The sequence below is a fragment of the bacterium genome, from assembly GCA_021108215.1.
Classification (GTDB): Bacteria; Oederibacteriota; JAAXVQ01; order JAAXVQ01; family JAUVAV01; genus JAIORK01.
This window is the reverse complement of sequence record JAIORK010000018.1, coordinates 109,801-122,061: the sequence shown is the minus strand read 5'-3', so window position 1 is coordinate 122,061 and position 12,261 is coordinate 109,801. Positions and strand designations below refer to the sequence as shown.

The window sequence follows — 12,261 nt, the reverse complement described above, 5'->3', positions numbered from 1 at the left end:
ACAAAATCCCGAGATCCCTGCACTACCAATTCAACTCCCCTGCTCCGGAAATCAAAAATTCAAATATGCCTGCTGATCTATTTAAACCGCAGCTTCCCACAAACCATGCAGGTTACAATAAGCCCGGGCAGTTATTTTCTCAGCCTTCACCGTAAATTCAACCCTCGGTTCATCCCCGGGCTTGAGAAACCGGGTATAACTAACACTATCGGCAACCAGCTCAATCCACTCAATATAATGTTTCTCTTCCATGGGATGGGGCACACTGCCCAATACCACCCGTACAACGTCCCCGTTTTTTTCAACTACCGGAACATGTTTTTCCTTGGCAGCATCCACAACCCCCGCCTCAATCTTTTTCATCGGTGTTCCGCAACAAACCGGTGTGGCGCCGCCGTGCAGCACCTCAACAATCCCGCCGCATTCCCCGCACTTATAGACTTCCAAACTTTTGGTTCCCATTTTTTTCTCCTTTTAAAACCCTCACAGGTAAGATGACTATTTTAAAAATTCCACGCCAATACTTCAAAATGTGCTTGCGGATGCGCACACGCCGGGCAGCCTTCCGGTGCAACCTCGCCTTCGTGCACATAACCACAATTTCTACATACCCAGGTTACTTTTTTTGATTTTTTAAATACTGCTCCATCCTGCAAATTTTTTGCCAGTGCATTGTAGCGGTCTTCGTGATTTTTTTCCGCAATGGCAATGGCATCAAAGACCTTGGCAATATTTTCAAAACCTTCTTCGCGGGCAATCTTGGCAAAAGCAGGATACATCTCGGTTGTCTCATAGTGCTCACCGGCAGCTGCCGAGGCCAGGTTGGCAGCTGTATCACCAATCACACCTGCCGGAAATGCAGCACTGATTTCCACCTCTCCGCCTTCCAAAAATTTAAAGAGTCGTTTGGCATGCTCTTTCTCTTGGTTTGCAATTTCTTCAAAAATAGCTGAAATTTGGACCAGCCCTTCTTTTTTAGCTTTCGACGCTGCATAGGTATAACGGTTTCTTGCTTGTGATTCTCCTGCAAATGCGGTTAAAAGATTTTTCTCGGTTTTACTTCCTTTCAATTCCGCCATTCTCTTCCTCCTTAGTGGTTATGGTCTTGGCAGGCTTTGCAGATGCCATTGATCTCCAGATTAAAAGCATGGAGCTTGTACCCTGTTTTTTCAATCATGGCTACATCCAACTGAATCACTTCCGGCACATCCTCAACCTTGCCGCAGCGAATACATTTAATATGATTATGCGGCTGAATATTGCTATCATACCGGACAGGAATACTTTTGATTCTCTGAATAAGCCCGAGTTCCTGAAATTTCTCCAAATTACGATAAATCGTACATAGCCCTATTCCTGGTAATTTTCCCTTGATTCTGTCATAGAACTCTTCTGCTGTCGGATGATCGTGCATCTTTTTCATCTCTCCCAGAATCACTTTGCGCTGTTTTGTGAGCCGGTAAGGCTCTATTTTGTTCTCTTGCTTGCAATTGATAATCATTTGCAAATAGTATTAGTTTTTTCTTTCTTTGTCAACTAAATTTTTACTTTGTTGCTGCTTTATTTTTATACAGCGCGTTCTTCTTTTTCTACTAGATTTTTGGTCACACCTTTCAAAATAGCAATCCTTTTGCTATACTTAATAATAGTTACACTAACTATAACTAAACAGGAGAATAAAGAACTCATTATGAAGTGTTTTTTGATAAGTATTTCAATTGTTTTTCTGCTAGCCAACGGACTTGAGGCTGCCTATACCTACAAACGCGCACTAACAATACAAAGCAGTGAAATTCCCGGTTCTAATAAATTCAGTTTTCCAGTGCTTATTACACAAGCTAATTTGGATACTGCTTTTTTCACACACTGTCTCCAATCTAATCCAGCCAGTATGGACATTATTTTCATGGATTCAACGGAGACAACGGTCCTGGACCGTGAAATAGTTCATTTTGATCAGGCCAACGAGGAGTTTGAGGCCTGGGTCCGAATTCCCACACTCAATGCCAGTGCGAATACTATCATATATATATATTACGGTGCATCCTCCGGAGTTGCTAATAATACGGCGACATGGTCCAGTGAATTTCGCGGTGTCTGGCATCTTCAAGACACACCCAATGCCACAGTCGGGGATATTAATGAAAGCACCACAAATAACAATGCCGGCTCCTCGCAAAATATGGAAGCTAGTGATCATGTTACCGGCCAGATTGGACATGCACTGGTATTTGACGGATCAAATGAATATATTACGTGCGGAAACAGCAGTACCCTGGACCTCACCAGTACGATTACCATTTCCGCCTGGATCAAACTGGATAGTACCAGTAGTCCCAATTCATATATGGGGATTGTCTCGCGTAAAGTTGACCTTACAACTGCACAAGGGTATAGCATGACCTATAACACAAATTCCAATTATTTTTACATTTACGGAAATACTTCCGACCGTGCCTATGAATTTTACAGTGCCAGCACCAGCTGGACTCTAGTGGTTTTTACAATCAATGGCACGACCGCTGACATGAATATTAATGGTGTAAACCAGTTTATGTCCAATAGCGGACTCACCGCCATTACCGCGAGTACTGCCAACTTCCTCATCGCAGACCGGAGTACAAGTGACAGCGACTACTGGGACGGCAGCCTGGACGAAATCCGCGTAATCAATGGTGTCCGTGATCATGACTGGCTGACAACTGAATATAATAACCAGAGTGATCCGGGATCTTTTTATACGGTTGGCACGGAAATTTTTTTAGGGACACCCACCTATACGCCGTCTGTCACACCCACATCCACAATCACACCTACCGCAACGCCTACCCTGACCGGGACCCGGACCAGCACACCCACACCGACTCCCACTGCAACACCTTCCGCCACCATCACGCATACCTCGACCATCACACATACCTCGACCATTACACTGACCTCAACGCCTTCTCCAATTTTTTCGCCAACGTCGACATTCACCATTACGTCTACACGTACAATCACCATAACCTCCACCGTATCACCGACACCCACGATTTCCGCGACCTTAACTGTCTCGCCGACACCCTCGCATTCACCGACCGTTACAGTGACCCCGACACCCAACCTGGCTGCGCCCAACCTGGTAAATGTCATTACCTATCCCAATCCCTACCGGGCAGATCTTCATTCCCGGGAGATGGTCACCTTCATAAACTTGCCGGCGCAAGCGATCATCCGGCTCTATAGTCTGGACGGACATCTCATACGGGAATTGAATAAAAATACCCCGGGCAACCGTCTGGTCTGGAACCTGACCAATGAACAGGAAACGGATGTGGCCTCTGGAATCTATCTGTATATCATTAAATCTGTTTCCGGATCACGCAAAGGCAAAATTGTGATATTGCGATAGCAATATTCAAAAATTTGCTTGAATCAAGTTAATGACTTCCGGAGTAAAAATTTTATGAAGACACTGTTTCTTTCTACATTATTTTTACTGCTCCTTTCCGTCTCTATCCAGGCTGCCTACAGCTATAAACAGTTAATAACGATCCAAAGCAGCCAGGTCTCCGGGACCGGCCATACCAATTTTCCTGTCCTTATCACAGAAGCCAATCTGGATTCCGCCTTTTTCTCTCACTGCACACAATCCAACCCTGCCAGTATGGATATCATCTTTATGGATTCAACTGAAACCACCACGCTTGACCGCGAGATTGTTCACTTTGATTCCGGTAATCAGGAACTTGAGGCCTGGGTCCGGATTCCCTCCCTGTCAGGAAGCGCGAATACCATGATTTATATTTACTATGGCGCGGCATCGGGCGTTGCCAATAATTCAGGAACATGGCCGAGCGAATTCTGCGGCGTCTGGCACATGCAGGATATACCCACCGGATCTGCCGATGATGTAAGCGAAAGTACTTCCCACGGCAACCACGGCTCTTCACAGAATATGGAAATATCCGACCTCGTGGCAGGTCAAATTGGTGATTGTCTAAACTTTGATTATACCAGCAGTGAATTCATTAATTGCGGCAATGACAGTTCGCTTGATTTAACCGGAAATATTACCCTCAGTCTCTGGATGAATTTGGACAATGTAAATTCTCCAGATTCCAATACCGGCCTTGTCTTCCACAAAAATTCTATTTACGACAACACCGGCTATGGGATCACGTTCCGACCGGGTTCGGATTATTTTCTTTTTTACGGTGATGCCAACGGAAATTACGCTTATGAAGATCATACTTTAGATACCAATTGGCACTATGTGGTGAGTGTGGTCAATGGCACCACTGTAAGTTTTTTTGTAGACGGCACAGCGTTGTCCATGGATGACAGCACGATCGATACCCTCGCCAGTGTCACCACGGATCTCTATATTGGCAACCGTACCGCCAGCCAAGCACAATTTTTCAATGGACAGCTGGATGAGGTCCGCATTCTCAGCAGCACCAAAAGTTCAGATTGGATCCAAACCGAGTACAGCAATCAAAATAGCCCGGGCGGTTTTTCTTCTGCCGGTACCGAGATCTTTGTCGGCACACCAACCATTACACCCACCGCCACGCCTTCATCCACCTTGACTGTCACCCCGTCCATAACACCCTCGTCGACAATAACGCCGACTGTCACGCCAACCGCAACCCTGACAGCATCAGGCACACATACACCGACTTATACCATCACCCCTTCTGCGACACAGTCCGCCACGCTAACAACAACACCAACACAGACACCAACTTTTACACCCACACCCACGCTGACCCATTCCGCCACCTTGACACCCTCACCGACCCATACACCGACTTATACCGCCACACCCACACTGACCCATACACCGACCCTGACTGTGACACCGACCTACACGCCGACCTTTACTGCCACACCCACTTCGACCCATACACCGACCCTGACTGTGACACCGACCTACACGCCGACCTTTACTGCCACACCCACTTTGACCAACTCTGCCACCTATACGGCAACACCGACTGTCACCTTGACTTCAACCAATTCTCCTGTCCATACCCCGACAGTCACACCGACTTATACTGTCACCCATACCATTACCCTGACCGCAACCGTCACCCTGACACGCACCATCACCCCGACATGTACCATCACAAGAACCTCGACCATTTCCCCGACTGTCACCATCACGCGAACCGCCACCTTGTCGCCTACCATTACCCTGACGTCCACCCCCGTATTAGCGGCCCCGGATTTGAATGCGGTCATTGTTTATCCCAATCCTTTCCGCGCTGACCTCAGTGTGAGCCATACCGTCACACTCATGAACCTTCCGGAAAAAGCAGTTATTCGGTTTTATACTTTGGACGGACGTTTGGTAAAAAAAATTGTGAAGGATGATCCCGGAAACCGGGTCGTTTGGAATCTGGCCAACAGTAAAAAACACTCTGTCGTTTCAGGTGTCTATTTATATGTCATTCGCTCTGTTTCGGGATCGCGTAAAGGCAAGCTCGTCATTTTGCGTTAAACGGATGATATAGTGCCGTCCAAATGATTCATAGAGCCCGGATTGGCTGGGATCTCGCAAGCGCAGTATGCAGAAGATGGGCTCTTTGCAAAAAAAAATCGGCCCCAATTTTTTGGGACCGATAATTCACACTCAATACTTCAATTATACTTTAGTCTGCTTTTTTTACATTGGCTGCTTGAGCGCCTTTAGGACCCTCAACAACCTCAAACTGAACAGCATCACCTTCGTTCAGTGTGCGGAACCCATCAGACTCAATTGCTGAAAAATGCACAAATACATCCTTACCGTCTTCTTGCTCTAAAAAACCATAGCCCTTTGCTGCATTAAACCATTTTACTTTTCCTTGAACAGACATGGAAATGTACCCCTCCTGGTTTGAATAACGTGTGATCCTGTTAAAAAACTAAAATCAACCCCGTGATTCGCACTTTATCACCTGGATAATCCCTTGTCAAATATTGTTTCCGTGTTTTTGTATTTTATTTTATGCACCTGATAGAATTTTTTTGGGCAAAATAATGCTTTACTTTCCGTGTTTTTTTTTAATCATCCTATTTTACCCTCATCACCACTGCTCGTGTTTGCATAATTTATTGAACACTTTTTTTATCTGTCTACTTTTCAAAATTTCCATTATTTTATTTCCCAGTATCACGTACTAATCAAAAAAATGTGCACTTTTAAAGGAATTTACGCAATTTATTAATCCAATGTCTGGCGGAAACGGTAGAAAGAAAAGGCTATGGCAATGACCGCCAGGATTGCCATAACACTCAAATTTGTCCAAAAAACCCAGTTATCTCCGCCTTTAAGTAAAATATTTCGCAACAAGGTCAAAAAATATCTTAACGGATTTAGGTATGAAATTCCAATAATTACCTTAGGCATATTTTCCAGAGGAAACATCATGCCGGAGAGCAGGATTCCGGGAAACATAAAAAGAAAACTTCCCATCATGGCTTGTTGCTGTGTGCGGGAAATGGTGGAAATCATGGTCCCAACCGCTACCGTGGTGCAGATAAACATTAAGGCAGCCAGGTAAAATTTCCACAGCGGACCCTGCATGGGTAATCCAAAAATCAGCACTGCGGCAATCAGGATCAAGGTGACTTGCGCCAAAGCTAAAATAACAAAAGGAAGTGTTTTCCCAAAAAGAATTTCCCAATTATGAATCGGTGCTGTGACCAGAGTTTCAAAGGTCCCCATTTCCCGCTCACGCACAATTGACATGCTGGTCATGATGATGGTAAGAAGACACAACAGCACCACCATGACACCTGGGACAAGAAAATAAGCGGTTTTCATGGCTGGATTGTAAAGCACACGTATGTCAACATTTAAAAAGGGCTGCATGGTCTGCCGTGGAAACTCCTCCAAGAGAACCTCGAGAACAATCGCCTGGATATATTGCTCAATACTGCGTGCCCGTATCATATTGGTCGCATCCAACAATACCTGGATTTCACCTTGACCGCTACGCAAGGACTTGGTCACGCCGCCGGGCGGAGCCACCAACACGGCCTCGGCCCGGCCGGATTGAACCAACAAATACGGGTCACCCCCGCTCTTGGCTGGAATAAACCAACCGGATGCCAAACAGCGCTGCGTAAGCTTCTGCGCAATGACATCCCCTGGGGCAAACTGTACCGCCAGCCGGATATTATGCACTTCATTGGAGATTGCATAACCGAAAAGCGTCAATTGAATAATCGGAGAGATAAATAAAAGAACCCACATACGTTTATCGCGCAGCACATGAATAAATTCCTTTTTAATAAAACCTTTAATCGTGGCGTTCACGGTTCCAAATCCTTTTTAAAATATTTCAGGGCAATTACAATCGTTATAATCGTAAGCACCAAAAGCATAATCATAGGTTCTGCCAATTCAAAAATACCTGCCCCCTTCAAAAAAAGACCACGGCTGACCACCATAAACCACCGGGGTGCCAGACTATACGTAAAATACTGAAAAAAAACAGGCATACTTTCAACCGGAAAAATAAAACCGGATAGCAATAGCGTAGGCAGTAACCCGGTAATAAACGCCAGCATCATGGCCGATTGCTGCTGGCGTGTTATCACTGAGATAAGCAGGCCCTGCGCCAGGCATTGGGCTAAAAATAAAATAATCCCGACAATAAACAGTGTATGACTGCCGCGAAACGGTATTGCAAATTGTGCCCGGGCAATGACATAAACCATGCCGACACCAATTAACACCAGCACTAAATAAGGCGTCAATTTTCCCAAAATAATTTCCAGAGGTTTGACCGGTGTACTCAAAAGCAATTCCATAGACCCGGTCTCCCATTCCCGCGCGACGGTAAGCGATGTCAGCAAAACAGACAGCAAACCCACCACGATCACAACCAGGCCGGGCACCACAAACCATTGACTGCTTTGTTCCTGATTAAATAAAAACCGGCTTTTCAATTTAATGGGCAGTGACCGGCTGCTGCCGAACAATTTTTCTTGCGTTGCCTGCTGAATGCCGGTCACATAGCTCAGGATAATTCCCACCGTGGAATTATCCGCCCCGTCCAGCAACAGCTGAATTGACGCGGGTACGCCCTCGCCCACCGCCCGGCCAAAACCCGGTTCAATAACCAGGACACCTTTACTTCTTTCTTGATCCAAATCCCGGCGTACGTTTTGTCCCGGATTGACTTGTTTAAGCCGAAAATATTGCGAGCTGGAAAATTGCTGGAGCAACTCCCGCGATGCCCGGGACTTATCCCCATCTGCGATATTAAGTTGAACATCACGAACATTAAAATCAATGGCATAGCCAAAAAAAACCACCAGAATCAGCGGTAATCCGAGTGACCAGGCAAGGGTAAAAGGGTCACGCATGACATGCCGTATTTCTTTGCGTGCAATGGAGAATGCACGCCCCCAGCGGAACCCGTTGTTCATCGCCTGTCTCCTTCCACCTGACGAATAAACACATCCTCCAAAGACGGCTGAATTATCTGTACCCGATAGGCTTTCGGAATTTTCCGGATTATTTTTTTCCATGCCGGTTCATTTTTAACCAAAACATGATATCGCCGTCCATAGGGTTGGATGGTTGCTGTGGCCGGATCTACTTTCAATTTTTCCATCCAGGCCCGGGAAGCACCCACGGGGGGCTCAATTTCCAAGAGCGGCTCAGGAAATGTTTTCTGCTTTAATTTTTTTGGTGTGTCCAGCGCAATAATTTCCCCATCCCGCATCAGCGCAATCCGATCACACTGCTCAGCCTCGTCCAAGTAGTGAGTTGTCACAAAAATAGTCTTCCCGCCTTTTGCGAGTTTTCCTATCAACTTCCAAAACCGGGACCTAATCTGCGGAGCAACACCGGCGGTCGGTTCATCCAGAAAAATAATTTCCGGATCATGCAAAATAGCCGCTGCCAAAGACATCTGTTGCTTGACACCGCCCGGCAAATTTTTCACCAAAGTGCTTTCCGGGTGATTAAAACCAATAAATGCAAATAGTTCTTGCCGGCGCGCATCAAAATGACGGGTCTCCAGTTTTCGTAATTGGGCGATAAATGAAAGATTTTCCGCTACGGTAAGGTCGGGGTAGAGCGTAAAGCGCTGCGACATATAGCCAACCTTGCTTTTAATGTCTTGGACATTATCATGAATACTACTCCCGGAAATCACGGCCTCGCCCTCATCGGGAACCAGCAGCCCGCACAACATGCGAATTGTCGTGGTTTTACCGGCGCCATTGGCACCCAGAAATCCAAAAACCTCTCCCTGCCGTACGGAAAAATTTATATGATTTACGGCCGTGAAGTCCCCAAAGCGAATCGTTAAATTGTTGACCATCACCGCCAACGGTCTTGGCTTGCCCATTACTTCCCCGTCCCGGCGATCTTTAAAAATAGCGCCTCAAAATTTTTCACTCCGGCATGTTCCAGGATGCTCCGCGGTTCCCCGGCGGCAAGTATTTTCCCTTCCTCCAAGACATGGACCCGGCTGCACCTCTCCGCTTCATCCATATAGGCGGTGGAAACAATAATGAGAATGTTTTTCTTTAGCAATTGATAAAGCATTTCCCAAAATTCACGCCGGCTGATCGGATCAACACCATTTGTCGGCTCATCTAAAAAAAGAATATCCGGTGACTGTAAAAGGGCGCACATCAATCCAAGTTTTTTGTACATGCCACCGGATAATTTCCCGGCCTGCCGATTCTGAAAAGGTTCCATCCGGGTCATGTGCAGCAGCTCAGCGCGACGCAGCCTATACGCCTCTTGAGGGATCACATATAAATCTTTGAAAAATTCCAGATGCTCTCCTACCGAAAGATCCGCATATAAGCTTTGTTGTTGCGGCATATAAGCAATTTTGGGGCGAATCCGGTCAAAGGCGATCAGCTGTTTTTTTTTGAAGAAATTGATTGCACCCTGGTTCGGCGAAAGCAGCCCGACCAAAATTCGAAGCAGCGTCGTTTTACCGGCACCATCCGGTCCGATAAGTCCGTGCAGTTTGGCCGGTGCAAACACAGTGGAAACACCCTGCAAGGCCGGTGTGGCACCCATGTTTTTATGTACGTCTTTAACGTGAATACTGATCTGAGTCATTTCTACTACATCCTGTATCTATAGTTATAGGAACACGGCAAGCCGTGCCCCTGCTTACCACCATTTCATTTTTCCGGCAGGATCACCTCAAGTGTCATCCCCGGCTTCAATAGCCTCTCCGGGTTATCAAACATAATCTTCACGCCGTAGACCAGACGTGTCCGCTCATTACGCGTCTGTACATTTTTCGGTGTGAACTCAGCTTGGTCCCGTACCATGGCTATTTTACCTTTGAAAATTTTTCCCGGCATTTCCGGCAGAAACCCGTGTACTTCCCTCCCCTGGGAGAGTCCTGCCAGTTTCGGCTGCGCTACATACACGAACACCCAGATTGTTTCACTATTGGTGAGTGATAAAAGTTGTACCCCCGGTCCAACCAACTCACCGGATTCTTTATAAATATTCTCAACCCGGCCGGCCCGGGGTGCACGAATTGTGCACCAGGTAACTGCCAGTTGTGCTTTCTCATAGTGAAATTGAATTTTGTCATACTCCGCTTTTGGCAAGGCGCCGCTTTTTAAAAGACGCTGTGCCCTGCGATACTCTTTGGCAGCCAGATCTGCAGATAATTTTAGATCTTCTCCGGCCAACGTTATCAGGATTTGCCCTGCCTTGACCGCACTCCCTTCTATGACCGCAATGTCTTCAATCACTCCCGCCACTCTGGCTGACAACGTAACCTCAATCCCCTCTACGGTTCCGGCATATAAAAAAGGTCCCGGCCGGGTAAACCACCAAAGCGTAATCCCGATCCCCGTGAGCACGAGCAGGACCATGACTGTTCTGATTTTATTTGAGTTTTTCATTTCCCGTCTCCCCTTCGTATAAACTGTTGAGCAAAGCAAGCTGAATAAGCAGTTGCGCTTCTGTCACCGCCGTTTGCGTACCGGCTTGTAAAACCCGTAGATTGGCTGACTGTACCTCAAGGTAGTTTACACGTCCGGCACGATAAGCCGCATAAACCAGACGTACCAATTCACGGGCATCCGCCTCGATTTGTTGATTCAATTTTTGGACATCCGTCAACTGGGCAACGCGGTCCCTGGCCATATCCCACGCCAATCCCAAATCCATTTCTATTTGTACCTGAAAATTTTCTCCCGCCCGTGCCCGCGCCTTTTGTTCACGCACTTGAGCATTGGTATGTCCTTTTTGCCACAGTGTCCAACTCAAAGACGCACCCGCAGTATTTTGCCGGACCTGCTCAACCGCCGCCTGATTGGGATAGTCCAGGCTGCTCTTGGCATAAACCGCTATTTGGGGCCAATAACCTGCCGCTGCGCTGCGTGCCATCTGATTTGCCGCTTCAACCTTTTTCAACACCGCCTGAATATTGGGATGCTGTCTGATTACCGCTTTGGCCGGTAGTGTGGCTAATTTTTTCTTTGTCTTTGCCATGGAATCAAGCTGCAATAAAACGGTTGGCTGGGAAATTATTTTTAACAGATGCGGTTTAACCTCGCTGCCCAGGGGCAGCTGGATATCCAGGTCATACGTCTGCCCGGTAAGACGCAACAATTGATGCAGTGTCTCTGCCAGGGTTGTCCTGGCCTCACGTAATTGTTTTTTCCGTTCATTCACATCCATCCGGCTTGCGAGGCTGTCAATCCGTGAAGAAGCCCCGGCGTTTGACTTGACACGGATATCGTGGTTTTGTGCCTGGGCCAAATACAGGGCTTCTGCCAATACTCCAACCTGTTCCACTGCTAATTGCGTCTGAAAATATGCCAGCCGTGTTTTCAATAAAACATTCCGCCGAATCGCCTGGATTTCCAGCGCTTTGGCTTCTGCGCTCTTTCCCAGTGCCGCGACCATGCCTTGGATCGCAAAAGAATCCCATAGCTTCCATCCCAGTTGAACGCCGATTGAATAGTTCATATGATCTCCCATGGTAATCACCATGGGAGTTGCATTGGGTACCGGCAGCGCCAGCTCAAATTCAGGAATTTCCGTTATATAGCGTGCACTCCCCTCCAGACTTAAGCGAGGCCATAAGAGGGCGGACTGACTTGCCGCTTTGGCCAAGGCCGCAGTTGTTTCCTGCTGCGCTGCCTTGAGGGCCGGTGAAAAAACCTGTGCCTGCGCTTCCGCGTCATCCAGTTGCAACGTAAAAATCGGAGGTTGTGCCGCTACCCTTGTTGCCAGGACAACTAGCAGGCTGCTCACCAAAAAAAATTTCTTCATCATGCACT

12 protein-coding genes are annotated in these 12,261 nt (G+C 47.0%); 2 read left to right on the top strand and 10 right to left on the bottom strand.

Translation table 11 applies throughout. The annotated features are described in order from the left end of the window. Positions 1-81 precede the first annotated feature (81 nt). The 3 genes from K8S19_03775 to K8S19_03765 are packed head-to-tail and all read right to left on the bottom strand — an operon-like array spanning position 82 to position 1,423. Entirely contained in the window at positions 82-462 is a 381-nt protein-coding gene (locus tag K8S19_03775; protein MCD4812792.1) for a desulfoferrodoxin, read from the bottom strand. 41 nt (positions 463-503) lie between these two features. Further along, positions 504-1,079 (bottom strand): rubrerythrin family protein, encoded by a 576-nt coding sequence (locus tag K8S19_03770; GenBank protein ID MCD4812791.1) that lies wholly within the window; start codon positions 1,077-1,079, stop codon positions 504-506. Between the two features lie 11 nt (positions 1,080-1,090). After that, positions 1,091-1,423 (bottom strand): transcriptional repressor, encoded by a 333-nt coding sequence (locus K8S19_03765; protein MCD4812790.1) that lies wholly within the window; start codon positions 1,421-1,423, stop codon positions 1,091-1,093. 267 nt (positions 1,424-1,690) lie between these two features. Between K8S19_03765 and K8S19_03760 the strand changes: the two genes are divergently transcribed. Continuing rightward, positions 1,691-3,394: a DUF2341 domain-containing protein gene (locus K8S19_03760; protein ID MCD4812789.1), complete on the top strand. Its 1,704-nt coding sequence runs from the start codon at positions 1,691-1,693 to the stop codon at positions 3,392-3,394. Positions 3,395-3,448: 54 nt separating this feature from the next. Further along, positions 3,449-5,488: a DUF2341 domain-containing protein gene (locus K8S19_03755; GenBank protein ID MCD4812788.1), complete on the top strand. Its 2,040-nt coding sequence runs from the start codon at positions 3,449-3,451 to the stop codon at positions 5,486-5,488. A 151-nt stretch (positions 5,489-5,639) separates the two neighbouring features. On the opposite strand, the gene K8S19_03750 is transcribed toward K8S19_03755, so the two are convergent. From K8S19_03750 to K8S19_03720, 7 genes are all read right to left on the bottom strand, one after another. Next, positions 5,640-5,846: a cold-shock protein gene (locus K8S19_03750; GenBank protein ID MCD4812787.1), complete on the bottom strand. Its 207-nt coding sequence runs from the start codon at positions 5,844-5,846 to the stop codon at positions 5,640-5,642. 347 nt (positions 5,847-6,193) lie between these two features. Further along, on the bottom strand, positions 6,194-7,228 hold the full coding sequence (locus K8S19_03745; protein ID MCD4812786.1) for an ABC transporter permease: 1,035 nt from the start codon (positions 7,226-7,228) through the stop codon (positions 6,194-6,196). A gap of 59 nt (positions 7,229-7,287) precedes the next feature. After that, on the bottom strand, positions 7,288-8,409 hold the full coding sequence (locus tag K8S19_03740) for an ABC transporter permease (protein ID MCD4812785.1): 1,122 nt from the start codon (positions 8,407-8,409) through the stop codon (positions 7,288-7,290). Beyond that, positions 8,406-9,338 (bottom strand): ABC transporter ATP-binding protein, encoded by a 933-nt coding sequence (locus tag K8S19_03735; GenBank protein MCD4812784.1) that lies wholly within the window; start codon positions 9,336-9,338, stop codon positions 8,406-8,408. The genes K8S19_03740 and K8S19_03735 overlap by 4 nt, the downstream gene beginning before the upstream one ends. After that, on the bottom strand, positions 9,338-10,069 hold the full coding sequence (locus K8S19_03730) for an ABC transporter ATP-binding protein (protein MCD4812783.1): 732 nt from the start codon (positions 10,067-10,069) through the stop codon (positions 9,338-9,340). Before K8S19_03730 ends, K8S19_03735 begins: the two co-directional genes overlap by 1 nt. A 65-nt stretch (positions 10,070-10,134) precedes the next feature. Continuing rightward, the gene (locus K8S19_03725) at positions 10,135-10,875 is read right to left on the bottom strand and encodes an efflux RND transporter periplasmic adaptor subunit (protein MCD4812782.1); all 741 of its coding nucleotides are present in this window, start codon (positions 10,873-10,875) and stop codon (positions 10,135-10,137) included. After that, positions 10,859-12,256, bottom strand: a complete 1,398-nt coding sequence (locus K8S19_03720) for a TolC family protein (GenBank protein MCD4812781.1) — start codon at positions 12,254-12,256, stop codon at positions 10,859-10,861. Before K8S19_03720 ends, K8S19_03725 begins: the two co-directional genes overlap by 17 nt. Positions 12,257-12,261: the final 5 nt, after the last annotated feature.

Bases quoted from the DNA above. Each gene is read 5' to 3' on its own strand.
- K8S19_03750 (MCD4812787.1), bottom strand. From the start codon at position 5,846: ATGTCTGTTCAAGGAAAAGTAAAATGGTTTAATGCAGCAAAGGGCTAT.
- K8S19_03740 (MCD4812785.1), bottom strand. From the start codon at position 8,409: ATGAACAACGGGTTCCGCTGGGGGCGTGCATTCTCCATTGCACGCAAA.
- K8S19_03745 (MCD4812786.1), bottom strand. From the start codon at position 7,228: ATGTGGGTTCTTTTATTTATCTCTCCGATTATTCAATTGACGCTTTTC.
- K8S19_03725 (MCD4812782.1), bottom strand. From the start codon at position 10,875: ATGAAAAACTCAAATAAAATCAGAACAGTCATGGTCCTGCTCGTGCTC.
- K8S19_03775 (MCD4812792.1), bottom strand. From the start codon at position 462: ATGGGAACCAAAAGTTTGGAAGTCTATAAGTGCGGGGAATGCGGCGGG.
- K8S19_03720 (MCD4812781.1), bottom strand. From the start codon at position 12,256: ATGATGAAGAAATTTTTTTTGGTGAGCAGCCTGCTAGTTGTCCTGGCA.
- K8S19_03755 (MCD4812788.1), top strand. From the start codon at position 3,449: ATGAAGACACTGTTTCTTTCTACATTATTTTTACTGCTCCTTTCCGTC.
- K8S19_03735 (MCD4812784.1), bottom strand. From the start codon at position 9,338: ATGGGCAAGCCAAGACCGTTGGCGGTGATGGTCAACAATTTAACGATT.
- K8S19_03760 (MCD4812789.1), top strand. From the start codon at position 1,691: ATGAAGTGTTTTTTGATAAGTATTTCAATTGTTTTTCTGCTAGCCAAC.
- K8S19_03770 (MCD4812791.1), bottom strand. From the start codon at position 1,079: ATGGCGGAATTGAAAGGAAGTAAAACCGAGAAAAATCTTTTAACCGCA.
- K8S19_03730 (MCD4812783.1), bottom strand. From the start codon at position 10,069: ATGACTCAGATCAGTATTCACGTTAAAGACGTACATAAAAACATGGGT.
- K8S19_03765 (MCD4812790.1), bottom strand. From the start codon at position 1,423: ATGAAAAAGATGCACGATCATCCGACAGCAGAAGAGTTCTATGACAGA.